This is a genomic window from Halomarina halobia (genome assembly GCF_029338575.1).
Taxonomy (GTDB): domain Archaea; phylum Halobacteriota; class Halobacteria; order Halobacteriales; family Haloarculaceae; genus Halomarina; species Halomarina halobia.
The window spans coordinates 793,960-817,176 of record NZ_CP119993.1 but is presented as its reverse complement, the minus strand read 5'-3'; the positions used below and the strand labels follow the sequence as shown (position 1 = coordinate 817,176).

Annotated in this window: 17 protein-coding genes and 1 pseudogene; 12 read left to right on the top strand and 6 right to left on the bottom strand. The window is 64.3% G+C overall.

Translation table 11 applies throughout. From position 1 onward, the window contains the following. The first annotated feature begins 60 nt into the window (after nt 1–60). Together P1K31_RS19205 and P1K31_RS19200 are read left to right on the top strand one after the other, a co-directional pair. Complete coding sequence (locus P1K31_RS19205; protein WP_276305974.1) at nt 61–2,139, top strand: hydantoinase/oxoprolinase family protein; 2,079 nt, start codon at nt 61–63, stop codon at nt 2,137–2,139. Between the two features lie 393 nt (nt 2,140–2,532). After that, entirely contained in the window at nt 2,533–2,658 is a 126-nt protein-coding gene (locus tag P1K31_RS19200) for a hypothetical protein (RefSeq protein ID WP_276305973.1), read from the top strand. Nucleotides 2,659–2,683: 25 nt separating this feature from the next. Here P1K31_RS19200 and P1K31_RS22155 read toward each other — a convergent pair. Continuing rightward, nucleotides 2,684–2,884 (bottom strand): annotated as a pseudogene (locus P1K31_RS22155) (DUF7260 family protein); the annotation flags it as partial. 388 nt (nt 2,885–3,272) lie between these two features. On the opposite strand from P1K31_RS22155, the gene P1K31_RS19195 reads away from it, so the two are divergent. Beyond that, the gene (locus P1K31_RS19195) at nt 3,273–4,940 is read left to right on the top strand and encodes a hydantoinase B/oxoprolinase family protein (protein ID WP_276305972.1); all 1,668 of its coding nucleotides are present in this window, start codon (nt 3,273–3,275) and stop codon (nt 4,938–4,940) included. Nucleotides 4,941–5,034: 94 nt separating this feature from the next. After that, nucleotides 5,035–5,841: an acetoacetate decarboxylase family protein gene (locus P1K31_RS19190; RefSeq protein WP_276305971.1), complete on the top strand. Its 807-nt coding sequence runs from the start codon at nt 5,035–5,037 to the stop codon at nt 5,839–5,841. A 16-nt stretch (nt 5,842–5,857) separates the two neighbouring features. Here the strand turns inward: P1K31_RS19190 and P1K31_RS19185 are convergent, their stop codons facing one another. Next, nucleotides 5,858–7,051: an epoxide hydrolase family protein gene (locus P1K31_RS19185; protein ID WP_276305970.1), complete on the bottom strand. Its 1,194-nt coding sequence runs from the start codon at nt 7,049–7,051 to the stop codon at nt 5,858–5,860. A gap of 294 nt (nt 7,052–7,345) precedes the next feature. Between P1K31_RS19185 and P1K31_RS19180 the strand changes: the two genes are divergently transcribed. Then, a complete protein-coding gene (locus P1K31_RS19180; RefSeq protein WP_368410890.1) occupies nt 7,346–8,668 on the top strand; it encodes an ABC transporter substrate-binding protein in 1,323 nt (440 codons plus the stop codon). Nucleotides 8,669–8,909: 241 nt separating this feature from the next. Here the strand turns inward: P1K31_RS19180 and P1K31_RS19175 are convergent, their stop codons facing one another. Further along, nucleotides 8,910–10,061 carry a thiolase family protein gene (locus tag P1K31_RS19175; protein WP_276305969.1) on the bottom strand — a complete coding sequence of 384 codons (1,152 nt, stop codon included), beginning with the start codon at nt 10,059–10,061 and terminating at the stop codon, nt 8,910–8,912. Nucleotides 10,062–10,197: 136 nt separating this feature from the next. Between P1K31_RS19175 and P1K31_RS19170 the strand changes: the two genes are divergently transcribed. Beyond that, nucleotides 10,198–11,424 (top strand): acyl-CoA dehydrogenase family protein, encoded by a 1,227-nt coding sequence (locus P1K31_RS19170; RefSeq protein ID WP_276306736.1) that lies wholly within the window; start codon nt 10,198–10,200, stop codon nt 11,422–11,424. Between the two features lie 44 nt (nt 11,425–11,468). Here the strand turns inward: P1K31_RS19170 and P1K31_RS19165 are convergent, their stop codons facing one another. After that, nucleotides 11,469–12,992: a class I adenylate-forming enzyme family protein gene (locus P1K31_RS19165; RefSeq protein ID WP_276305968.1), complete on the bottom strand. Its 1,524-nt coding sequence runs from the start codon at nt 12,990–12,992 to the stop codon at nt 11,469–11,471. A gap of 83 nt (nt 12,993–13,075) precedes the next feature. Beyond that, entirely contained in the window at nt 13,076–14,242 is a 1,167-nt protein-coding gene (locus P1K31_RS19160) for an acyl-CoA dehydrogenase family protein (protein ID WP_276305967.1), read from the bottom strand. 1,190 nt (nt 14,243–15,432) lie between these two features. Here P1K31_RS19160 and P1K31_RS19155 point away from each other — a divergent pair. From P1K31_RS19155 to P1K31_RS19130, 6 genes are all read left to right on the top strand, one after another. Continuing rightward, nucleotides 15,433–16,632, top strand: a complete 1,200-nt coding sequence (locus tag P1K31_RS19155) for an acyl-CoA dehydrogenase family protein (RefSeq protein WP_276305966.1) — start codon at nt 15,433–15,435, stop codon at nt 16,630–16,632. A 5-nt stretch (nt 16,633–16,637) separates the two neighbouring features. Beyond that, the gene (locus tag P1K31_RS19150; RefSeq protein WP_276305965.1) at nt 16,638–17,780 is read left to right on the top strand and encodes an acyl-CoA dehydrogenase family protein; all 1,143 of its coding nucleotides are present in this window, start codon (nt 16,638–16,640) and stop codon (nt 17,778–17,780) included. Between the two features lie 163 nt (nt 17,781–17,943). Next, the gene (locus P1K31_RS19145; RefSeq protein ID WP_276305964.1) at nt 17,944–18,735 is read left to right on the top strand and encodes an enoyl-CoA hydratase/isomerase family protein; all 792 of its coding nucleotides are present in this window, start codon (nt 17,944–17,946) and stop codon (nt 18,733–18,735) included. A gap of 42 nt (nt 18,736–18,777) precedes the next feature. Then, nucleotides 18,778–19,269, top strand: coding sequence for a phosphotransferase (locus tag P1K31_RS22150; protein ID WP_379801568.1), 492 nt, complete (start codon nt 18,778–18,780; stop codon nt 19,267–19,269). A gap of 381 nt (nt 19,270–19,650) precedes the next feature. After that, nucleotides 19,651–21,276, top strand: a complete 1,626-nt coding sequence (locus P1K31_RS19135) for an acetate--CoA ligase (RefSeq protein ID WP_276305963.1) — start codon at nt 19,651–19,653, stop codon at nt 21,274–21,276. A 154-nt stretch (nt 21,277–21,430) separates the two neighbouring features. After that, on the top strand, nt 21,431–22,606 hold the full coding sequence (locus tag P1K31_RS19130) for a CaiB/BaiF CoA transferase family protein (protein ID WP_276305962.1): 1,176 nt from the start codon (nt 21,431–21,433) through the stop codon (nt 22,604–22,606). A gap of 89 nt (nt 22,607–22,695) precedes the next feature. Here P1K31_RS19130 and P1K31_RS19125 read toward each other — a convergent pair whose 3' ends face one another. Next, a complete protein-coding gene (locus tag P1K31_RS19125) occupies nt 22,696–23,145 on the bottom strand; it encodes a MaoC family dehydratase (protein WP_276305961.1) in 450 nt (149 codons plus the stop codon). Nucleotides 23,146–23,217 lie beyond the last annotated feature (72 nt).

Here is a 23,217-nt window from a genome sequence, read left to right as displayed (position 1 = left end):
GCCTCGTCGCTATCACCAGGTAATTGTTAAGTGCGCGACGGTGAATATTCTCCACAAGACATGTACACCCTTGGCATAGACATCGGAGGGACGTTCACCGACTTCACCCTCGTCGACGAGTCGGAACGGGAGGTCACTATCGAGAAGGAACCGACGACGCCGGACAACCCGGCGCTCGGTGCACTCGCCGGAACGCGACGACTATTGGACGAGCAGGGTATCTTCGCCGACGAGGTGGGAACAGTCATCCACGGGACCACGCTCGTCTCGAACACACTCATCGAGAAGACCGGTGCGAAGACGGGCCTCCTGACGACGAAGGGCATCAGGGACGCTCTCGAACTCCGTCGCGGGTCGCGCTACGACATGTTCGACTGGGGAATGGAGTATCCAGACCCGCTCGTCCCCCGCGACCGACGACTCGAACTCGACGAACGACTCAACGACAGCGGCGAGGTAGTCCGACCCCTAGACCGAGAGGAGGTCCAGTCGCGTGCGGCGATACTCGTCGAGGACCACGGCGTCGACTCCATCGCGGTGTCGCTGTTACACTCGTACGTCGACGACGACCACGAACGGGTCGTCGGGGACGTCCTCGCCGAGACGTACCCGGACGTGAACGTCTCGCTCTCCTCCGTCGTCGTCCCAGTCATCCGCGAGTACGAACGGACCTCGACCACGGCCATCAACGCCTACGTCGCACCGGTCGTCTCGGAGTACCTCGACTTCCTGCGCGCGGAACTGCGCGACGAGGGGTTCGACGGCGAGGTCTACCTGATGACCTCCAGCGGTGGTGTCGTCGACATCGAGACGGCAAAACGAGAGCCGATTCGACTCGTCGAATCCGGGCCCGCCGCAGGCGTCCTCGCCTCGCGTATCTTCAGTGCCGACCACGGCTACGAGGACATCTTCTCGTTCGACATGGGCGGGACGACGGCGAAGGGGGCTATCGTCCGCGACGGGGCCGTCTCGATGAAGTACCAGACCGACGTCGCCCGCGTCCACCGATTCCGCGAGGGCAGCGGCTACGATATCATCTCCCCGCAGGTCGACCTCACCGAGATCGGTGCCGGCGGCGGGTCGGTTGCTTCCGTCAACGACGCGGGCCTCGTCGAGGTCGGTCCCGAGTCCGCGGGCTCTGATCCCGGCCCCATCTGCTACGACCAGGGCGGCGACCGGCCGACGGTGACCGACGCGTCGCTCCTACTGGGCTACCTCGACCCCGAGACGTTCTACGGCGGCCGGATGGACCTCGCCGCGGAGCGGACCCGGTCCATCTTCGAGGACGAACTCGCCGACCCGCTCGACGTATCGGTCACCGACGCGGCCTGGCGAGTCTTCGAGGTAGTCAACGAGAACATGGCGACGGCGTTCCGTCGACACGCTGCGAGTCGTGGCGTCGATACGCGCGGGCTGAACATCACCGCCCTCGGCGGGGCCGGACCGTCACACGCGTTCCGCATCGCCCGGAAACTCGACTTCGGAGCCGTCATCTGCCCGTTCGGTGCGGGGGTAGGGTCGTCCATCGGGCTGACTGAGGCCCCACGGCTCTACGAGACCAGTTCGACGAACCAGTCGGTCGTCGACGTGCTCGACCGGAAGGCGTTCGAACGCCAGTTCCAACCACTCTACGAGGAGGCCGAGGACGTCCTCTCGCGAGCGAACGTACCGGACGACCGGATGGAGGCGAGGCTCAGCCTCGACATGCGCCACGTCAATCAGGGCCACGAGATCAAGGTCCCACTGCCGGGCTACGACATCAACGAGGTCACCCCCCAGGTCGCCGGCGAGGCGTTCGAACGCACCTACCGTGAGAAGTTTAACCGCGACCCCCTCGACTTTCCGGTCGAGGTGCTGAACTACCGCCTTGAACTCCGCGAAACCACCGACGAGACGGAGGTCGCCCAACTCGCGTCGCCGGACGGTGACGCTTCGGAACCGGACCAGCGGAGCGTCTACTTCGGCGACGAGTACGGGTCGGTCGACACCGACATCTACGGGTGGGTCGACCTCGACGCCGGCAGCGAACTCGACGGCCCAGTTGTCGTCGAAGCCGACCAGACGACGGTGGTCGCCGACCCGGATTCGACGGTATCGGTCGCGGAGAACTACGACATCACCATCGATCTGCACGACTGAGCACTCACGACGACCAACGAACGAACCCCGCCAAGCGTCGACGAATTCGAGACGCAGGTGCTGTGGAATTGTCTGCGCGCGACCGCAGACGAGATGTACGAGACCGGTAAGCGCCTCGTGTTCCCGCTGTCTATTCGGAGTGGTAGCGACATTTGCTCAACAGTGATGGCCGCCGACTGGAGGTAATCGGCCTCTCGAACAAGAGCGTCCCGGTCTTTTCGGGGGCGCTCTCGTCGACGACGTAGACCGTGCTCGAGGACAACTTCCCGCCGGAAGGCCTCGAACCGGGCGACGCCATCGTCACCAACGACCCGTGAATCGGCGCGGGCCACCTCTCGGATTTCGCCGTGCTCACCCCGATTCAGCGACGGCGAACTCGTCGGCATCGCCGGTATGTTCGGCCACACGGACGACGGCGACGGCAACCGTGGTGGCTGGTCGACCAACGTCGAGCAGTGGAGCCGAACCCCCAAGACGGTCGAGGAGTTCGGGCTGTTGACCATCGGCACGGGGGCTTAGCGCGCATATCGATCTCGTCGCACACCTCCTCGTAGTGGTCGAGGGTCATCATCGTCTCGCGGTACGCTCGCCTGATAGCGTCCGTTCCGGCGCATCGAGCGCCGTCGACGAGCGGCAAACTGTTCGACGGCAGAACCGCGACCGTCGGCCGTCTGATCTCCGGCGCAGCGATGCGGTCGGCGAACGCTTTGAACATGGTTCGCTCGGCGCTGAGTTGGTCGCGCTCCCTGGCGAGTAACCGCTACGCGGTGTCTCGATCGGTCCGAGTGCGTGACGGTGGATAGTCCAACGGCCCACTACCGTTCGACCGCGGCCGAACTGAGGCCGCGAGGCCGGATACTGTGCCGTGCTAACTCACACCTGAAATATAACTGTTGCCCTTGTACTCGTCCTGGCCAGACGACCAGTTCATCCGGCGGGGCGTCGAACGCGTCGATACCTCACGAACGCACCGCCGTAAATGTTAGACATAGATGTATTACGAGATCGAGATAGGCGTGAGCTATAGGTGGCCGTGTGATGAAGGTACGCACGATCGAGATGTTCACAAACGAGTCCGCCCCCGATGAGTCGATTTCCGCATGCGCCGACGACCGTCTCGACGGGAGACAGCCATGAGCAACGTCGATACGACGCCGAGCGACTTGGAGACCCAAGTGCTGTGGAACCGTCTGCAGGCGACCGCCGACGAGATGTACGACGCTACCGAACGGCTGGCGTTCTCGTTCAGCATCCGCGAAGCGGCCGACGCCTCGACGGCGGTGATGACCGCCGACGGGGAGGCCATCGGTCTCTCCGCCCAGAGCGTCCCCGTCCTCTCGGGAAGCCTTTCGCGGACGACGCGGACGATCCTCGACGAGCACTTCCCGCCCGAGGACCTCGAACCGGGCGACACCATCATCACGAACGACCCGTGGATCGGCGGCGGCCACCTCTCGGACGTCGTCGTCCTCAACCCGGTGTACGTCGACGACGAACTGGTCGGAATAACGGGGGCACTCGGTCACACCGACGACGTCGGCGGCAATCGTGGCGGCTGGTCGACCGACGCGGGCCAGGTGTACGAGGAGGGGCTGTTGATACCGCCGACGAAGCTCTACGAGGCCGGCAAGCGCAACGACGCGGTCGACGGGTTCGTCAGGAGTAACGTCCGCATCCCCCACCAAGCAATGGGCGATATTGAAGCGCTCCGTTCGGGCAACACCCTCGGCGAGCGCCGACTCACGGAGGTCGTCGAGGAGTACGGGCGCGAGACGTTCGACCGGGTGACCGAACAGGTCATCGACCGCTCAGAGCGCGCGCTCCGCGAGCGACTCGCGGACCTGCCCGACGGTACGTACGAGAGCGAGGTGTCGTTCGCGGTCAACGACCTGGATGTTACTATCGCGGTTGCCGTCACCGTCGACGGCGACGACCTGCTCGTCGACTTCGAGGGCACGTCCGACCAGGTCGACGGCGGTATCAACTGCCCGTTCGGGAACGTCGTTACCGTCACCGAGTACATCGTCAAGTGCATGCTAGTGCCCGACCTTCCGAACTCGGAGGGGTACTTCCGACCCATCGAGGTCCGCGCCCCCGAGGGCTCGGCGCTCAACTGCGACCGACCCGTGGCGACGATGGGGCGCCACCTGACGTACTCGCAGGCCGAAGACGCACTTATCCGCGCTCTCGGGCAAGTCGTCCCCGAGTCGGCGCTCAGCGAGATGGCGGGCATCCAGCTCGCTGCGTTCAGCGGACAGGACGAAAACGGCGAGGAGTTCATCGCCGTCTCCGGTACCGCCGGCGGGATGCCGGCTCGCGCGGACAAGGACGGGACGCCGGCGGTCTTCTTCCCGTACAACGGCAAGTCGACGCCGATCGAGATGTTCGAACGCTACGGCCCCATCCGGTGGGAGACGACCGAGATGGTCCCGGACCGCGAGGGAGCCGGCGAGCACCGCTCGGGCCCAGCGATGCGGGTCGCCATCCACAACCCGACCGACCGACCGGTTTACTACAGCCTCACCTCCGGCCGGGCCGACGAAGGCCCCGAGGGGTTCCGCGGGGGCACCCCCGGCCGGCCGGCGACCGTCTCCTCCGACGCGGGCGACGACGTCGCACTGAACGGTCCGGGCGTGCTCCGTCCCAATGAGACGCTCTCGTTCATCTCCGCCACGCCCGGCGGGTACGGCGACCCGGAGAAGCGCGACCCGGCGCTCGTCGAACGCGACGTCCGGTTGGGGTACGTCTCGGCAGAGCGGGCCCGCGAGGTGTACGACCACGACCCGGGAGAGGAGTCGTGACTCCCGCCTCATCAGTGAGCGCGGCCGGCGACGGCGAGATGCCCCCGCCTCGGGTCGACGGAGCGCTCACTACCACGACGGGAGGCGACGAGCGATGACGGGGTTCGTACGGTCGAACGCCGAGGTCGCCGCGATTCGAGACCGGATGGCGGAGAACCGGTTCGTCGACACCCGGTCGGTCTCAGTCAGGTATCTCACCCGACCTGACGTCGTCGAGGAGGTCCTTCCCCCGGGACTGACACCGACCGACGAACCGCTGGTCGAAGCGGAGGTCGTCGAAGTCGGTCGGAGCAACTGCGTCGGGTCGTTCGCGGGCGGTGGACTGTACGTCCAGGCTGAACACGAGGGCACGGTCGGCTTCTACTGCCTGTGGATGCCGATGTCGACGGACGCCGCGGTCCGGTGGGGTCGGGACCTGTTCGGCGAACCGAAGAAGCGGGCCGCCGTCCGACTGGACCGCGACGGCGACGAAGTCGCCGGTCGGGTCGCCCGGCACGACGAGTACCTCCTCGACGTCGACGCGACGATGGAGACACGACGGGACGCGACCCCCGCGCCGCGAACGGTGTTTCACTACAAGTACCTGCCCGACGCGACCGGCCGAGCGTTCCAGTTCGACCCGACGCTGGTTCGCGTCGACTTCGAGAGCGACCTCCACCGCTTCGAGACCGGTCCCGGATCGGTGACGCTCGGTCGGACCGCACACGACCCGTTGGGTGACGTAGCGGTCGAGGAGACCCGCGGGGCTGCCTACATCGAGGCCGACCTGGCGTCGAGTCAGACAGTGCTCAAGACGGTCGACCCGGACGTATTCGCCCCGTACGCCTTCGCCCGTGGAGCCGACGACTGGCTCGCACTTGACGACCTCTCGGAAGCCGAGGCGAGTCAGGGCCCGACGTAGGTCCCGCTCCGTCGACTTACGCCGCTCTGTCGTCTTCGGCGTCCGCGCCGTCGACCTCACGGTGATCGGCAAAAAACTCCCTGAGGTCGTCCACGAACAGGTCGGGTACCTCCATGGCGGCGAAGTGACCGCCCTCGGGCATGTCGACCCAGTGGTCGATGTCGTACACCGCGTCGGCCCACGCTCGAGGCGTCCGCGACACCTCGACCGGATAGCGGGCGTGGCCGGTCGGGACGTCGACGCTCTCGGGGACGGCCTTCGCGAACTCCGTCTCGTAGTACAGCCGTATCGAGGAGTTGATCGTCCCCGTCAGCCAGTAGACGCTCAGGTTGTCGAGCAGTCGGTCTCGTTCGAAACTCGACTCGACGTCGCCGTCGCAGTCGCTCCACGTCCGGAACTTCTCGACGATCCACGCCGCGAGACCGACCGGCGAGTCAGTGAGTCCGTACGCCAGCGTCTGCGGTTTCGTCGACTGTATCGCCTGGTACCCCGTCTCCCCCTCGCGGGCCGCTTTCGTCGCCCGGTAGTCTGCCATCCCGTCCTCGTCGAGCATCCCGGTCGGGTCGTCGAACTGGGAGGGGGCGACGAACAGGAGGTTGGCGTGAATCGCGGCCACACGGTCCGGGCGGGTCGCCCCCAGTATCGCGGTGATCAGCGCACCCCAGTCGCCCCCCTGGGCGACGTAGCGGTCGTAGCCGAGGCGGTCCATCAGGTCGTCGAACGCGTCGGCGATCCGCCGAGCGTCGTAGCCCGGTTCGTCGGTCGGTCCCGAGAACCCGTACCCCGGCAGCGACGGTGCGACCACGTGGAACGCGTCTCCGACGTCGCCCCCGTGGGCCGCCGGGTCGCTCAGCGGGCCGAGGACGTCGAGGAACTCCGCGACCGACCCGGGCCAGCCGTGACTCAACAGCAGCGGAACGGCGTCCGGTTCGGGCGAACGCACGTGGTAGAAGTGAATCCGCTGGCCGTCGACATTCGTCGTGAACTGGTCGAACCGGTTCAACCGGCGCTCGAACGCCGCCCAGTCGAACTCCTCGCGCCAGTACTCACACAGCGTCTTGAGGTACGTCGGATCGGTTCCGTACCCCCAGCCGTCGACCGGCGGGTCGTCGGGCCAGCGCGCGTTGGCCAGTCGCTCCCGGAGGTCGGCGACGGCCTCGTCGGAAACGTCAACCTCGAACGGTCGTATCGAGTCCTCTTCAGCGGCCACGGTACTCCTCCGTTCTCGCCGCGGTCCACGGTCGCCCGTCCCCGTCGTCCGAGCGGCAGACCCTGGAGCGTGCATCGCCTGTCCGTCGGTCGTGGTAGTTCATCCGTGCAATCGTGCGGGCCGACGACATATACCGTTTCACCCGCCGCGAGTAGCGCCCTGTGCTCGTGCGTGTGTGACGAATTCATCTCTCCGCCACGTCCATCTCTCCGTCACCTGTCGCCGAGTGGCGTTCGTGTCGCCACTGTCGAAACACTTTAGTAACGTTGTGACAAGCTATCGCACACCATAACGATGGGAACGAGAGAACGATCCAGACGAACAGTGTTGCGTCGAATCGGGTCGGGAGCGACCGTGGGCGGGTTGATGGGATTGGCGGGGTGTACGAGTGAACAAGCCGGTGGCGGGGGTGGAGGCGGCACTGGACAGTCGAACGGCAGTAGTTCGAACGGGACCGACGGCGGTGGATCCGGCAGCGCGTCACTCAAGGTTGGGTTCCTCTACCCGCTCAGCGGCCCGTACTCCAGCCTCGGTGAGTATCAGGTCGGGGGCACTGAAGTCGCACTCGAACAGATCGGCTCGGAGATGGACGTCACCATCGAGAACGTCGGCGTTCTCGATACGAAACTCGACCCGACAAAGGGGCTACAGCGGGCCCGTGAACTGACCGACCAGGAGAACGTCGATGTGCTCGTCGGGACGAACAGTTCGGCCGTCGCGGCGGCGGTGTCGGAACACGCCCAGCAGAGCGGAACGCCGCTCATCATCACTGGCGCGGCCGCAGAGCCACTCACCGGGGAGAACTGTAATCGCCACACGTTTCGGACCATTGGGAGCACGTACCAGAACACGCGGGCGCTGGCCGAGTGGTCGATGCAGAACCTCGGCAAGTCGTTCGCGACGATGGGGGCTGACTACTCGTGGGGGCGCGCGAGCGTCGGCGGGTTCGTCGAAGTCGCCAAGCAGAACGGTGGCGAAGTCGTCCAGCAGGTGTGGCCGAAACTGGGCGCGACGGACTACTCGACGGAGATTCAGAAGGTGGCGAGCTCCGACGCGGATCTCGTCTGCGTTCGCGCCGCCGGTTCCGACGCAGTGAACGCGACCAAGCAGATGGAGAACTTCGGGCTGATGGACCAGATGGACGTCCTCATCCTGAACTCGGTCGACGTGATGAAGGGTGCTGGGCAGGCCGCCGTCGGCACGTACGGCGCGGGCTACTACTTCGAGCAGGACACCGATGTCAACCGTGAGTTCGTCAACAGGTACATGGAGAAAAACGGCGGCGCAGTGCCCGACACGTGGTCCACGACTGCGTACCTCGCGACGCGCCTGGCCGCGAAGGCTGCCAGTGAGACGGGCACGTCCGCCGGTTCTGCCGATTCCGCGGCGCTCGTCTCCGCGCTCGAAGGGATGAGCGTCCAGGGACCGACAGGCGAAGTCCGCCTGCGGGAGTGCGACCACCAGGCGACCGCCAACATCTGCGTCTCAGAGACGGTCGAGAGCAAGGAGGGCTGGTGGGGGGAAAAGTCGTTCCCGACTCGCGAGATTCTCACCGTCTCGAAGGCCGGCGAGAACCTCCGACCGTGCGAGGAGAGCGCGTGTAGTTTGCCGGAGTGAGTGTGTTACCGGAGCGGATGACGGACCCCGCTTCGACTCCCTTGGCAAATTCCGGTCGGTGAGGCCGCCACGGCCCCGCCGTTGAGGATCGTGGTGACGCCATAGTAGAAGAGACAGCTCCGACTGTTCGTGTACGGCTTCCGGGCTCTGTCAACCGGTGCGTCGCCGTCCGGTCGAAAGTGGAGTTGGCCACTCGGCCACGCCGGATCGACAAGAAAGCTGTAACTCGGTCGACGAGGGGTTAGACGCGTTCGACGAGGGTGGCGATGCCCTGGCCGAACCCGATACACATGGTGCAGACGCCGTACCGACCGTCGCATTCCTCGAGCTGATAGGGCAATTTCCCGAGCAGCGCCGCTCCGGTCGCACCGAGCGGGTGACCGTGGGCGATGGCGCCGCCCCAGACGTTCGTCCGTTCCCAGTCTGCCCCCGTCTCCGCGAGCCACGCCGATACGACGGAGGCGAACGCCTCGTTCACCTCGAAGCGGTCGATGTCGTCGACCGTAAGGTCGTTCTCTTCGAGCAACTCGTTCGTCGCGGGAATTGGCCCCCTGAGCATCGTCACCGGGTCGACACCGACGACGTGCGTATCGACGATGCGGGCTTTCGGCTCCCAGTCGTGCTCCTCGCAAGCGTCGCCGGATGCGACGAGCGTAGCAGCCGATCCGTCGACGATACCCGAGGAGTTGCCTGCGTGGATGACACCGTTACCCTTCTCGCGGAAGGCGAGGGGCAGTTCGGCGAGCGTCTCGACGTCCGTCTCGGGTCGTGGGTGTTCGTCTTGTTCGACCATAACGTGCTCGCCGTCCAGTTCGACCTCGACCGGGACGACCTGCTCGTCGTACTTACCGCTCTCGGCAGCCTCACCCCAGCGATGCTGGGAGTCGACGGCGATGGAATCGAGCTTCTCACGAGTGTATCCACCGTTGGCCGCGATGCGCTCGGCACCCTCTCCCTGAGTCGTCAACTCGTCGAAGTACTCGAAGTAGCTGTTGGCGATACTATTACCAGCCGACCCCATCGGGACGCAGGTCATATGCTCGACACCGCCCGCGATAATGACGTCATGGAATCCCGAGCGAATCTGCCCCGCGGCGAAGTTAATCGCTTGCTGGCCCGATCCGCACATCCGGTCGAGCTGGACGCCCGGGACGTCGTCGCCCCATCCGGCGATCATCGGTGCGAGCCGTGCGATGTTGTTCGCCTGCTCGTCTACTGGATCGACACAGCCGTAGATGACGTCTTCAATGTCGTCTGGCCCCGTGAAACCGTTGCGCTCTTCCAGTGCCACCAGCGGTTCCGCCGCGAGGTCCTGTGGATGCGTGTCACGGAACGAACCGTCGCGCTTCCCGAAGGGGGTACGGACCGCGTCAACGATGTACGCGTCCTGCATAAGTGAACGGTTTGTCTCGACAGGCTTTAGTGTTCGTGTTGTATTTCCGAATAGTTTGCCCGGCCCGGATACGGACGCCAGCCGGGACGAGGAGAAGAGGAATTATGTGTCCGCTCACGCACGTAGGTACCACAGCATGGCAGAAGCTACAGGCGGCGCCTCGGGCGTCGCGTTTGATACCGACGAGGAGACGCGCCTCATCCAGCAGAGCCTCGATGACTTCGTAGAACAGGAGGTCGCACCTATCGCCGACGAGTTGGGGGAAACGCTAACCAACCCCCGCCTCGGCCACGAACCTGACGGTCGACTGACCGACGAGGTCATCGAGGCGATTCAGGAGGTCCGCCAGAAGAGCGCGGAAGCAGGATTCTACGCGATGAACCTGCCGGAAGATGTCGGTGGTGAGAACGTCTCGACGGTCACATGGTATCAAGCCAACAAACACCTCGCGTCGAAGGGTACGCCGCTGACTGAGCAGGTGCTCGCCGGCCCCGAGGGACCGAAACCACTGCTCGCACAGGCCGAGGGCGGGCAGATCGAGCGCTACCTCGATCCCGTCGTCCGCGCCGAGAAGTCGACGGGATTCGGTCAAACAGAACCTAGCGTCGGCTCGGACTCGCCGAACATGGCGACGCGCGCCGAACGTGATGGTGACGAGTGGGTGCTCAACGGGACGAAGCAGTGGATAACCAACGCGCCGTACGCCGACTTCCTGCAGGTGTTCGCGCGGACGACACCACAGGAGGAAGCCGGTCGCTACGGCGGTATCACCTGCTTTCTCATCGAGGCAGATGAGTACGACATCGGTACGCTCAACAACGCCGTCGGGTCGGAAGGTCTCCAAGCGGAGGTTCACTTCGATAACGTGCGACTGAGTGACGGGCGCGTCCTCGGAGAGGTCGACAACGCATTCTACGAGGCAATGGGCTTTCTCTCGCTTGGACGTGTCGAAATCGGCGCACAGGCGATTGGTAACACCGAATGGCTGCTCGACCAGGCAATCGAGTACGCCAATGAGCGCGAAGCGTTCGGCCGGCCTATTGGAGAGTTCCAGGGCGTCTCGCACAAGATTGCAGAGGGACGCGCAAAGGCGTACGCGGCTGACGCTGCCGGGCTACGCTGTGCCTGGACTATCGACCAGGGCGAGCAGGCGATTGCCGACTCCTCGGTTCTCAAGTGGTTCGCCACAAACACGTTCTGGGAAGTCGCCGACGACGTCGTACAGATCCACGGCGGCAACGGTCTCGCCGAGGAGAACGGTCTCATGGACCGACTTCATGAAGCACGTATCTTCCGCATCGTCGAGGGGACCGACGAGATCCAGCTCAACACCATCGCCGGACAGGAGGGTCTCGGACAGTAGGCCGACGGAACTGCTGTGGTGACTAGTGACCTCGCTCCGCCGCGTTACTCCAACTGCGCTTTGATGACTTTCCCGGTCGGGTTGCGCGGGAGGTCGTCGCGGAACTGGACCTCGCGGGGTTTCTTGAAATCCGCGAGTCGTGCCTCGACGTACGTGGTCACCTCCTCCGCAGTAAGCGTCGCACCGTCTTCGAGGACGATTACAGCCTTGACGCGCTCGCCCCAGTTCTCGTCAGGGACCCCAACGACAGCCGCCTCAGAGATCAATTCGTGTTCGTGGAGTACCTCTTCGATCTCGGCGGGGTGGACGTTCTCGCCGCCGGTGATGAGCATGTCGTCGGCGCGGCCGACGAAGTGGAAAAAGCCGTCCTCGTCGCGGCGGACGAGGTCTGAGGAGACGAACCACCCGTCGTCGAACACCTCTGCGGTCTTCTCGGGCATCCCGAGGTACTCTCGGAACGCCGTTGGCCCCTTGTACGCCGCCCGGCCGACGTCGCCCTGTACAACCTCCTCACCCTCCTCGTTGACAACTTTCAGTGAGACGTTGATGATTGGCTTGCCGATACTGCCGGGTTTTCGGAGCGCGTCCTCCGGGTGGAGGATGGTCGTAACCGGCGACATTTCCGTCTGGCCGAATACTTCGTAAAACTCCGCGTCGAACGCCTCGGTGACTGCCGCCTTTAGTTCCTTGCCCGAAGGGGCCGCGCCGGTCATGTAATACTGAAATGAAGCGACGTCGTAGGAGTCGAAGTCGTCGACGGCTAACAGTGCGCGGCTCATCGTCGGGACGAAGAACGAGCCGGTGATCGACTCTGCTTCGATGATCTCCATCGTTCGGACCGGATCGAAATCCTCAACGACGTATGACCTCGACCCGGTGTAGAACGTATTGTTGAACAGCCCGAACGCCGCGATGTGGAACAACGGGGTGACGACGAGGAAGGAGTCATTGGTTTCTTCGAACCCAGCGCTGTACACCGTGTTGACCGAGTTCTGGATGAGGTTGTCGTGAGTGAGGACGCACCCCTTCGGATCGCCGGTCGTCCCGCTAGTGTACATTAGCGCAGCGTTATCAAGGCGGCCGGGGACGACCTCGACCCGATCAGTCGAGGCTGCTTTGCGGGCGGCCGTGAAGTCCTCGGCGTAGTTAGGGCGCTCGTCGCCGACGTGGAGAAACTCGTCGACCGGCGTGTCTTGGTCGACAAGCGTCCCAACGGTGTCCGCGACATCGTCGTCGAAGACGATGAGTTCGGCCCCGCTGTCCCGGAGGACGTAACGGACCTCCCGGTCTTTGAACCGGTGGTTGACGGGCATGGGGAGCGCACCGAGTTTCATCGCGCCGTAGTACGTCTCCAGCGTCTCGACGTTGTTCTGCATGTATACCGCCACCCGGTCGCCCTTCTCGATACCGAAGTCCTCAAGGACGCGAGCGGCCTGATCGGCTCGCTGATTGAACTCGGAGAACGTGAGTCGCTCGGTGCTCGCCGCCGTCTCAACGACGAGGCACTCGCCGTCGGGATACTTCCGTGCGTTCGTTTCCGCGACGTGACCGAAGGTCAGTCCACGCATAGCGCTCGTTAATCAGCCACCCTACAAATAGCTGTGTTCTCGGAGTGTCCGCGTTGCCCCTCCTGGAACTCGATGACAGGCGGTCAGTAGGACCGTGGGAGACCGAGGTGGTGTTCGGCAATGTAGTTCCTCGCCATCTCGTTGGAGACGGGAACCGTCTGGGTCACTCGCGCGTTTTGCCAGATGTCGTACACCTCGTACTCGCGGGTGAACCCGTTACCGCCGTGAGTCTGGATCGCCCGGTCGGCGGCCTCGGTGGCGAACTCGCTGGTGAGCAACTTAGCGGCGTTCGTCTCCATTCCGCAGTCCTCGCCCGCATCCCACTTCCGCGCGGCTTTGTACAACAGTTCCCGAGACGAGAGGAGTTTCGCGTACGAGTCGGCGAGGGGATGCTGGATAGCCTGATGGGCGCCGATTGGTTGGCCGAATACCTCCCGGTCGTTCGCGTATTCCACTGCGAGGTCCACTGCTCGGAGACCGCCGCCCAGTGCGCTCGCCGCGCCGGCGATGCGTTCAGTGTTGAGGGTGTCGAATAGTAAGCGCAATCCCTCGTCCTCCTCACCGAGAACATTCTCCTCGTGGATCAGCAGATCGTCGAAATGGACCTGATACTGGTCTTCGAACCAGGGAACCGCCGTGTCGAGCGTTGACAGGGAGACGCTGTTCTGATCTGCAGGATCCGGAACGAGAAACAGTGAGACGCCGTGAGTCGGATTCGAGGGGTCAAACCCACTAGTCCGGGCAACGAGTAGCATCTCGTCGGCCGTCTCGACGCTACTAATGAACGTCTTCTCTCCGTTGACGACAAATTCGTGTCCCTCCTTTTCGGCGTAGGTGTCGATGTTGAGCGTGTTCGTCCCGGCGCGCGGTTCGGTCAGGCCCATGCAGAAGCGCATCTCGCCGTCCGCGATCTTCGGCAGGTACTCCGCTTTCTGCTCTTCGGTGCCATGGCGGGTGATGCCGATGCCGCCGAAGACGGGCGTTAGGATGAAGATGATACCGCCTTGCCCGCCGGCGCGCGCGAGTTCCTCAATGACGATGGCCATCTCCTCCATCCCGAGGCCCTCGCCACCGTACTCCTCGGGGATGGCGACGCCCAGCCAGCCGTCGTCGGCGAGCGCCTGCCAGTACTCTTCGGGGAATCGCTTCTCGTCGACGTGCTCGCGCCAGTACGACCGGTCGAACTCACCGGCAACGTCGCGGACGGTCTCGCGAACCATGTCATGCATCGCTGTCTCCGCAGTACCCATAGCTGATACATCTAGGGGAATGGTAATGAAGCCGTCGCAGTTTCAGTCGTCGACGGGCCGAACACGACGGGACGGTCGGCGTTCGAGCGATGGAAGACGTCGGACGACCACGGGCTCCCGTCTCGACCAGGTACGGGTACGAAGGTGCGTGACGTCCACTAACAGCCTCTGTTCAACCCCTTCGAATGCCGTCGGAACATCGAAACCTCCCAGCTCCGACGCAGACAGCTCCTAATACGGGGTGAACGGGGAGAATCCGACCCCTCGACAGCTACGCCGACTCCGTGAGCGACGAACCACGTTCAATGTTGCCAAACAACACTATGTGGTTCTGCTGGAGATCCTCCCAAAGTGCGATCTGCCGGGACAACGAACAGGCGCGTTGGCCTTCCTGAATCACAGACGTGGCTCTGTTATGCAGAATGCAGAGACGATGGATCCGAAGCATCGACCGACGGCGTTCAAGTCACAAACATAGTATTGTTATAAATAGATAGAGCAGGGTTCGTGAGATCGGTCCGGGGAGCGTGTCACGGGACGCGGTGCGGGTGCAGAGAAGTTCCGCGAGTCCGAGGCGTGTGACGTCGAATCCCCCCCGAACCCCTGGGGGTGTGGGCGGACCGACCGCAGAAATCGTCTCCGGACCGGAACGGCCGCTATTTCCGTGCGGTCGACACCCAGGCACGGTACCCGGACGCACCCGTGGGTGGAGATGGCGGGACGGTAGCGGGGCATCTGTACGTCAGCAAACGCTCACTGTCCAACGCACTCGGACGACACGCCTCGACGCCATCGAACGAGAGATGGTATCACCCACAAATCCGAATGTCAGCGACCATGTCGCTCGTTCGACTCGACCGTCTCCGGGGGTCGAATAGGTGTATCGGCCATGTAGACCGGTACGTAGCCCTCTCTAACGCCGACGACCGCGTTCGCCACAATTGGATGGAGTGTTGTCGCTCGTCGAGCAAATTCTGCCGGCAACATGGGGGAACGCAGGCGCAGAGCGGGGTATGTGAGAAAAACGCCGTCAAACGTGGAGGGAACGCGGTCATCCGCCAACGCTGGACCGTGGAAACGACACTGGACCGTCGCCGGAGTCGCGTCACTCCTCGACGGTCGAACGCCCGCTCCGACGTGCACATTTATTGCGCTCGCCCCGTCACGAGGTATCACGGTTCAAGGAAACTATGAACTTCGAGTACGACGACGAACACGAGGCGTTCCGGCGGGAGCTCCGCGAGTGGCTAGCGGAGAACCTACCGGCGGGCTGGCGAGACGGTGAACGGGAGATGTTGGAGGGTGACGAACGCGAACAGTTCCTTCGCGATTGGCAACGGACGCTCTACGACGGCGGGTGGGCGGGCGTCCACTGGCCCGAAGAGTACGGCGGCCGCGGCGCGTCGCTCATCGAACAGACCATCTACCGCGAGGAGATGGCGCGCGCGAACGCACCGCCACAGATCAACGTCATCGGCATCAACTTCGTCGGGCCGACGCTCGTCGCGGCCGGCACCGAGGCGCAGAAAGAGCGGTTCGTGCCGAACATCCTGAGCGGCGAGGAGATCTGGTGTCAGGGCTACTCGGAACCCGACGCCGGGTCGGACATCGCTAGTCTCACCACCCGAGCCGAGAAGCAGGGCGACCAGTGGGTCATCAACGGGCAGAAGATATGGACGAGTTACGCTCAGTACGCCGACTGGTGTTTCCTCGTGGCGCGGACGGACGACTCCGGCTTGAAACACGAGGGCATCACGACGCTCCTGGTAGACATCGACCAGGAAGGCGTGTCGATGGACCCCATCCACCAGGCCAGCGATGAGGAAGGGTTCAACCAGGTGTACTTCGACGACGCGGTGACCAGCGCCGACAACATCGTCGGCGAGGTCGGTCGCGGCTGGGAGGTGGTAATGACGCTCTCGGCGTTCGAACACAGCACGACGACCATCTTCTCCATCGAACAGAACTACCTCGACCTCCTCGAGTACTGTCGCACCGAGACCAGAGCCGGGGAACCGTTGATCGAGGACGCTCGCGTCCGCCGCAAACTCGCGGACCTCGACGCGCGGGTCCAGGCCGCGAAGGTCTCTCACTACCGGAACGTCAGCGAACGCAGCGAGACCGGCACGCCCGGCCCCGAAGGGTCGATGGACCTGGTCGTCGCCGACGAACTCAGGAACGACCTCACAAACGTCGCGATGGACGTCCTCGGCCCCGAAACGGCCCTCTGGGAAGACGGCCCGAACGACGGGCGACTCGCCGACGACTACCTCGGCTCCTACGGTTCGTGGATCGCCGCCGGGACGGGCGACATCCAGCGCAACATCATCGGTGAGCGGGTACTCGGACTACCGAAAGACGACAAGAGCCAGGAGAGCCACAGAACGTAATCACCATGGACGCAACACTCACCGACGAGCAGGAACGAATCCGAAAGACGGCCCGCGAGTTCATCGAATCCGAGGGCGGTATCGAACTGGCGCGGCGACGAATGGACGGCGATGCGAGCGTCGTCGACGACCTCTGGAGCGACCTCGCCGACCTCGACTACACCGCCATCACCGTCCCGCCGGAGTACGACGGGTTCGGCGAAGGGATGGTGTACCTGACCGCGCTGCTGGAGGTTACCGGCCGGTACGCGCTGCCCGGTCCGCTCCCGGAGACGGCGGCGTTCGCCGTCCCGCTCCTCGACGAACTGGGCACCGGCGATCAGCGCGAACGCCACCTCACCGCCGTCGCCGAGGGCGATCGAACGCTCTCGTTCGCGCTCTACGACGACCGCAACGAGTCGTTACCTGGGGCGGTCGACCTCGACGTCGACCGCACCGATGACGGCTACCGGCTCTCGGGGACGAAGACACTCGTCCCCTACGGCGGCGAGGTCGACCACCTGATCGTTGCGGGCCGGTCCCGCGACGGGCCCGGCCACGACGGCATCTCGCTGTTCGTCGTCGGCACGGACGAGGAGGCGGTCGAGACGAACCAACTCGACAGCCTCGACCGGACGCGCCCGATGTACGAGGTGACGTTCTCGGACCTCACAGTCGGCGAGGAGGCCCTGCTCGGTGACCTGCACGAGGCTGGAGACGCGCTATCCGCCGCCGCCGACCGGTACACGGTCGCGAGTTGCGCGATGCTCGTCGGCGCGGCAGACAGGGCGGTCGAACTGTCGACGGAACACGGTAACGAGCGGGAGCAGTACGGCCAGCCGGTCGGCAAGTTCCAAGCGGTCAAGCACCGCATCGCGGACATGTGGATCGAGATGCAGAGCGCGCGGTCGCTGGTGTACTACGCGGCCTGGGCGCTCGAAGCGGGCGAACCCGACGCGACCCGTTCGGTCTCGGCGCTAAAGGCCTACGCCGCCGACCGACTCCACCGGGTATTCGGCGACGACATGTGGAACCACGGCGGGATGGGGTTCACCTGGGACTACGACGGGCATATCTACCTGAAACAGGCCAAGGCGTGGCGAAACTTCCTGGGGTCCCCCGAGTATCACCAGGACCGACTCATCGAGGAACGGCTCGCCGAACGGTAACACGGCTTCGTTTCCTCCCCGTCGTCTCACTTGCCGGCGTCCGGACGTTGGCGATTACTCTCGAACTGGGTCGGCGGTCGGCCGAACGACGGCGAGCGTTCATCTCGCAGGGCGACGGTGTCTCGTCCAGTAGAACTATACTCTACCTCTGATATGCGCATCCATGGAGGAGTTCGACACGGTCGACGCGGAGTTCGACGAGGAGACGCACGTTGGGTACCTGACGCTGAACCGCCCCGACGCGCTGAACGCGCTCAGCGACCAGCTTCGACGGGACATCGTCGAGGGACTACGGTGGCTGGAGTCCCAGAACGAGGACGCCGAGGGTATCGCGTTGCGTGCGGTCGTCGTGGAAGGGGCCGAGGGGAACTTCTGTGCCGGTGCGGACATCACGGAGTTCAGCGAGGCGTCGCCCGGCGAATCCTCGGAGCGCCACCACTATCAGTTCGTCCAGGAGTTCCCGGTGCCGATCATCGCGAAAATCCGTGGATATTGCCTCGGTGGCGGTCTCGAGACCGCGATGGCCTGTGACTTCCGGTTCGCCCACACCGACGCCCGCCTCGGACTTCCGGAAGTGGACCTGGGGCTCATCCCGGGGGCTGGCGGCGTCCAGTACATCAGTCGACTAGCCAACCCGTCGGCGGCGAAGGAGGTGGCGATGACCGGCGACCACCTCTCGGCCGAACGCGCTCACGAACTGGACATCGTAAACCGCGTATATGACGAGGACCTCGACGAGGCCACACAGGGATTCGCCGAGACGCTCGCGTCCAAGCCGCCGCTGGCAATCCAGGCCATCAAGGACGCCGCGAACGTCTCGACCCAGATCGGTCTCGACGAGGGGCGCTCGTACGACCGCCGTCGGTTCGAACCGCTACTCGACACCGAGGACCACCAAAAAGGGGCGCGAGCGTTCGCGGAAGACGACTACGAGCCCGAGTTCGAGGGTCGGTAGCGACCGGGACGACCGGCGGACATCGACTGAACGTATAACGGGCTGTCGTACGAAGCGGTATCGTGTCACACGACTGCGGCGCTGACGACCGCACTCTCGAGGTTCCTTCGGCGCAGCGATGGCCGACCAGCGCGAGTACCTCGATCGACGGTACGACGAGGAACGATTGGCTCGGTTCCTCGAAGCGGAGGTCGGGCCCGGTGGGCCGCTCACCGTCGAGTACCACCAGGCCGGGCACTCGAACGAGACACTGTTCGTCGGGGGGGGGACGCCGAGTTCGTCCTCCGGCGCCCCTCCGCCGGGGAGACCGCCGACGCGGCTCACGACGTGCTCCGGGAGTATCGCGTCATGTCCGCGCTCGCGGACACCGACGTGCCGGTGCCGACGACGGTTGCCGCCTGCGAGGACCACGACGTCGGCACCGTCGGCCGCCGTGGCGTTCTCGACGCGGTCGATCTCTCGCTAGGGGCCGCGCTCCGAGAGGCGCGTCCGGTAGTCCTGTACGCGGTCAGCTGCTTTTCTCGCGTCGCGTGAGCCGACAGTGACTCGGTGGTTTGTGCCGGCGGCGTAGCGAAGCGCCAGTCCCTCGCCGATGTCGCCGGTTCAGCCGATGATCGCTATGTACCCACCTACCGTGGTGCGAAACCGAATGAAATCGGTTCCGGTTCGCAAACCGAGAGTTCGAGGCGCACGCATCTTCGAGGCTTCGACCCGTGGCTCGTCGACGGCGAGACGTTCCTTCCCCGTGAGCATCGCTCGACAACGCTTATCGGGCCGACGCGACGTCCGGTCGTCGAATTCCCCGAGCCAGGAGGCGCAGTGAGGACGACTGAATTGACATCCACTGGAGAGGCGAGACACATTAGGACGACCCGGCATAAGATCTATACTCCGGTCCGAAATATCTGATAACGTATGACATATTCCAGCGTTTACGAAGCAGTGTACGACCAGTACGACGTCGAACAGAGTTGGGACGAACACGTTCACGTGGGTGACAAACAGTCGTTGAATATCGCGGAGGAGGCACTCGGTCGACACGTCGACTCGGAGGAGACGGGGCTCAGGATCCGTGACTTCGAGAGTGGTGACACCGAGACGTACACGTTCGCGGAACTGAACGCCGCCGCCAATCGGGTTGCGAACTACCTCGAGACTCACACCGAGCGTGGCGACCGCATCGCGGCGATACTGCCGACGCAACTCGAACTGTACGCGGTGGTGTTCGGCAGCGTCAAAGCGGGACGGATATACGTGCCGCTCGCACCGGTGTTCGGCCCGGACGCGCTCAACTACCGCCTCAAGGACTCCGGCGCAGCCGTGCTGTTCGCAGGGGCGGCCGGCAGCGAGGCAGTCGACGGGGACCTCCCGGACCTCAAGCGAGTCGTCACCGTCGGCGACGTGGCCGACGTCCTGGGTGACGTCGTCGTTGACGACTACGACGTCGTGCGCGAGGAGGACGGGGCATTCGAGGCCGTCGAGACGCACCCGAACGACCCCTACTCGCTGACGTACACCTCGGGGACGACCGGACACCCTTCGGGTGTCCCGTCGACGCATGGCGGCGTCGTCGAACTCCACGCCTACGCCGAGTACGTCGCCGACATCCGTCCCGACGATGTCTACCTCGTCGCCGCGTCCCCGTCGTGGTCCTACGGTCTCACTATGGGGACCATCATGTCCGGACTCCGAGGGACGGCGATCGGGTGCTACCGCGGGAAATTCGACCCGACGACGTTCTTCGAGACGCTCGAAGCGTGGGACGTCGACAACACGATGATTCCGCCGACGGCGCTTCGGCAGTCGCGGGCGGCGGGTATCGACCTTCGAGAGTGGGACATCGACCTCCGAGTGCTAATCTCCGCGGGCGAGTCCCTCGACGAGGACACCGTCGGGTGGTGCGAGGAGGGACTCGGGGCGCCCCCGCAGGACGCGTACGGTCTCACCGAGGCGGGCATGGCGATCTGCAACTTCGCCTTCGATGACTGGGAGGTCAAACCCGGGAGCATGGGGAAGCCCACTCCCGGCTACGAGGTGGCGCTGTTGGACCCCGAGCGGGAGGCGGTTCCACAGGGCGAGACTGGCGAGATCGCGGTCCGGCGCGAAGAGGGCGACTTCGGGTGGTACTGGGGGCAACCCGAGAAGACCCTCGAGACGTTCACCGGACAGTGGCTCCGGACGGGCGACCTGGCCCGTCGGGACGAGGACGGCTACTACTGGTACGTGAGCCGTGCGGACAACGTCATCATCTCGTCGGGGTACCGCATCGGTCCCGAGGAAGTCGAGGCGACGCTGCTCAACCACGAGGCCGTCCAGGAGGCCGCCGTCGTCGGGAAGTCAGACGAAACACGGGGGGAGATCGTGAAAGCCTTCGTCACCCTCGTCGGTGGTCAGGAGGCGTCCCCCGAGTTGCGAGACGAGATCAGCGAGTTCGCACGCGAAAACCTCTCGAAACACGAGTACCCCCGCGAGGTAGAGAGCATCGACGAGCTTCCGAAGACCGCGAGCGGGAAAATAAAGCGGGCGCAGTTACGCGAGTGACCGACTAGCCCCCTCAAGGCGCGGTCATCCACGTCCATCGCCACCGACGGGGTCTGGCGGGTGGGTAACCTCGAACAGGGACTCTCAAACCGCGTCGCTGAAACGTGACGACCACTACTGGGCTTTATTATCTGTGTGTACGTCGGGGAGTCACATGGACCTGCAGTCCATCACGGTACTCGACTTGACACGCCTACTGCCCGGCCCGTATGGAACACAACTGCTCGCCGAGATGGGCGCGGACGTCATCAAGGTAGAAGCGCCGAACGGCGGCGACTACGCTCGATACTCCGAACCGACCGTAGAAGGCGACTACGGTGCGATGTTCGCGGCGATCAACCAGGGAAAAGAGAGCATCACGCTCGATCTCAAGTCCGACGAGGGTCGAGAAACGTTCCTGCGACTCGCGACCGAAGCAGACGTCGTCTTCGAGCAGTTCCGCCCCGGAGTCGTCGACCGATTGGGTATCGGGTACGAGGACGTCGTAGAACGCAATCCCGACATCGTCTACTGCTCGCTGTCCGGGTACGGGCAGTCCGGACCGTACAGGGAACGGGTCGGCCACGACCTGAACTACGCCGGCTTCGCCGGGCTCGTCGACATGACGCGTCGTGACGAGAGCGAGCGCCCCCGGATCACCGGCTATCCCATCGGCGACATGGCCGGCGGCGTGTTCTCGGCGCTCAGCATCGTCGGTGCGCTGCTCAGTCGTGAATTGGGGAACGCCGGCGGGAACTATCTCGACGTCTCGATGACGGACGCCGTCCTCTCGTTCTCGCAGGCGGTCGGGGCGCTGGCGAACGCCGGCGAGGACCCGCGCCCTGGCGAGACGAACCTGACGGGACTGTACCCCTGTTACGACGTCTACGAGACGAGCGACGGTCGATACCTGACGCTGGCCGCGCTGGAGCCGAAGTTCTGGGAGAATCTCTGTGCGGCCATAGATAAACCGGAGCTCGTCGAGAAACACCAGTCCGACGACGCGTCGGTCCGACAAGCCGTGCGCGACGAACTGCGCGATGTGTTCCGGTCGCAGAACCTCGCGGAGTGGGAAGACGAACTCGGCGAGAAGGACGTCATGATCGGGAAGGTGAACACGCCGCACGAGGCGCTTGACGACCCACACCTCAGGAACCGCAGCGTCATCAACACCGACAGTGAGGGGTTCCCGAAGATCGGCTACCCTGCGGAGGTTCACCACGGCCTCTCGGGTACAACGAGCGAGGCTCCCAAACGAGGCGGACAGACGAGTGACGTGTTGCGGCGGTTTGGCTTCGAGCAAGCCGAAATCGACGCGCTGTTCGAAAGCGGCGCTGTCGGGGGCTCTTGAACGTGACCACCCTATCGAGTCGCCTTCAGAACCGTCCGCGCTGAAGCGACCCCGACGCGACGGTCACCGACCGAGCTACCGCAATCTGTCTACACGTCGGGGTCACGCACCTCCATCATCCCGAGGCCGATCCAAGAGATGACGACCTCACCGTCCTGGTTCACACCTTCCATCTTGTTGTCCACGTAGCCGCGGTGCGGGTTGCTCTCGGAGAGTCGTTTGTCGACGATCTCGGCCCGAATGTGGAGCGTGTCGCCCGGTTTCACTGGCTTCAACCAGCGGAGTTCGTCCACGCCACGTGCACCCATGCTCGCCTGGTCCCGAAGGTAGCCGTCGACGAGCATTCGCATACACACTGCGGCAGTCTGCCACCCACTCGCGACGAGTTCGCCGAATACCGACTCACGAGCCGCCTCCTCGTCGGTGTGAAAGGGCTGTGGGTCGTACTTCTCAGCGAATTCGATGATCTCCTCCTTGTCGAACTGGTACTCTCCGAATTCCTCGGTTTCTCCGACCTCCACGTCTTCGTAGTATTGCACACTGGTGGTGAAGGGGTAGAGAGATATCAATGGAGGGGGCGGTGGGGGAAGTTCGAGTCAAGCGACCGGCGG

Bases quoted from the DNA above. Each gene is read 5' to 3' on its own strand.
- P1K31_RS19205 (WP_276305974.1), top strand. From the start codon at position 61: ATGTACACCCTTGGCATAGACATCGGAGGGACGTTCACCGACTTCACC.
- P1K31_RS19200 (WP_276305973.1), top strand. From the start codon at position 2,533: ATGTTCGGCCACACGGACGACGGCGACGGCAACCGTGGTGGCTGGTCG.
- P1K31_RS19195 (WP_276305972.1), top strand. From the start codon at position 3,273: ATGAGCAACGTCGATACGACGCCGAGCGACTTGGAGACCCAAGTGCTG.
- P1K31_RS19190 (WP_276305971.1), top strand. From the start codon at position 5,035: ATGACGGGGTTCGTACGGTCGAACGCCGAGGTCGCCGCGATTCGAGAC.
- P1K31_RS19180 (WP_368410890.1), top strand. From the start codon at position 7,346: ATGGGAACGAGAGAACGATCCAGACGAACAGTGTTGCGTCGAATCGGG.
- P1K31_RS19175 (WP_276305969.1), bottom strand. From the start codon at position 10,061: ATGCAGGACGCGTACATCGTTGACGCGGTCCGTACCCCCTTCGGGAAG.
- P1K31_RS19170 (WP_276306736.1), top strand. From the start codon at position 10,198: ATGGCAGAAGCTACAGGCGGCGCCTCGGGCGTCGCGTTTGATACCGAC.
- P1K31_RS19165 (WP_276305968.1), bottom strand. From the start codon at position 12,992: ATGCGTGGACTGACCTTCGGTCACGTCGCGGAAACGAACGCACGGAAG.
- P1K31_RS19160 (WP_276305967.1), bottom strand. From the start codon at position 14,242: ATGGGTACTGCGGAGACAGCGATGCATGACATGGTTCGCGAGACCGTC.
- P1K31_RS19155 (WP_276305966.1), top strand. From the start codon at position 15,433: ATGAACTTCGAGTACGACGACGAACACGAGGCGTTCCGGCGGGAGCTC.
- P1K31_RS19150 (WP_276305965.1), top strand. From the start codon at position 16,638: ATGGACGCAACACTCACCGACGAGCAGGAACGAATCCGAAAGACGGCC.
- P1K31_RS19145 (WP_276305964.1), top strand. From the start codon at position 17,944: ATGGAGGAGTTCGACACGGTCGACGCGGAGTTCGACGAGGAGACGCAC.
- P1K31_RS19135 (WP_276305963.1), top strand. From the start codon at position 19,651: ATGACATATTCCAGCGTTTACGAAGCAGTGTACGACCAGTACGACGTC.
- P1K31_RS19130 (WP_276305962.1), top strand. From the start codon at position 21,431: ATGGACCTGCAGTCCATCACGGTACTCGACTTGACACGCCTACTGCCC.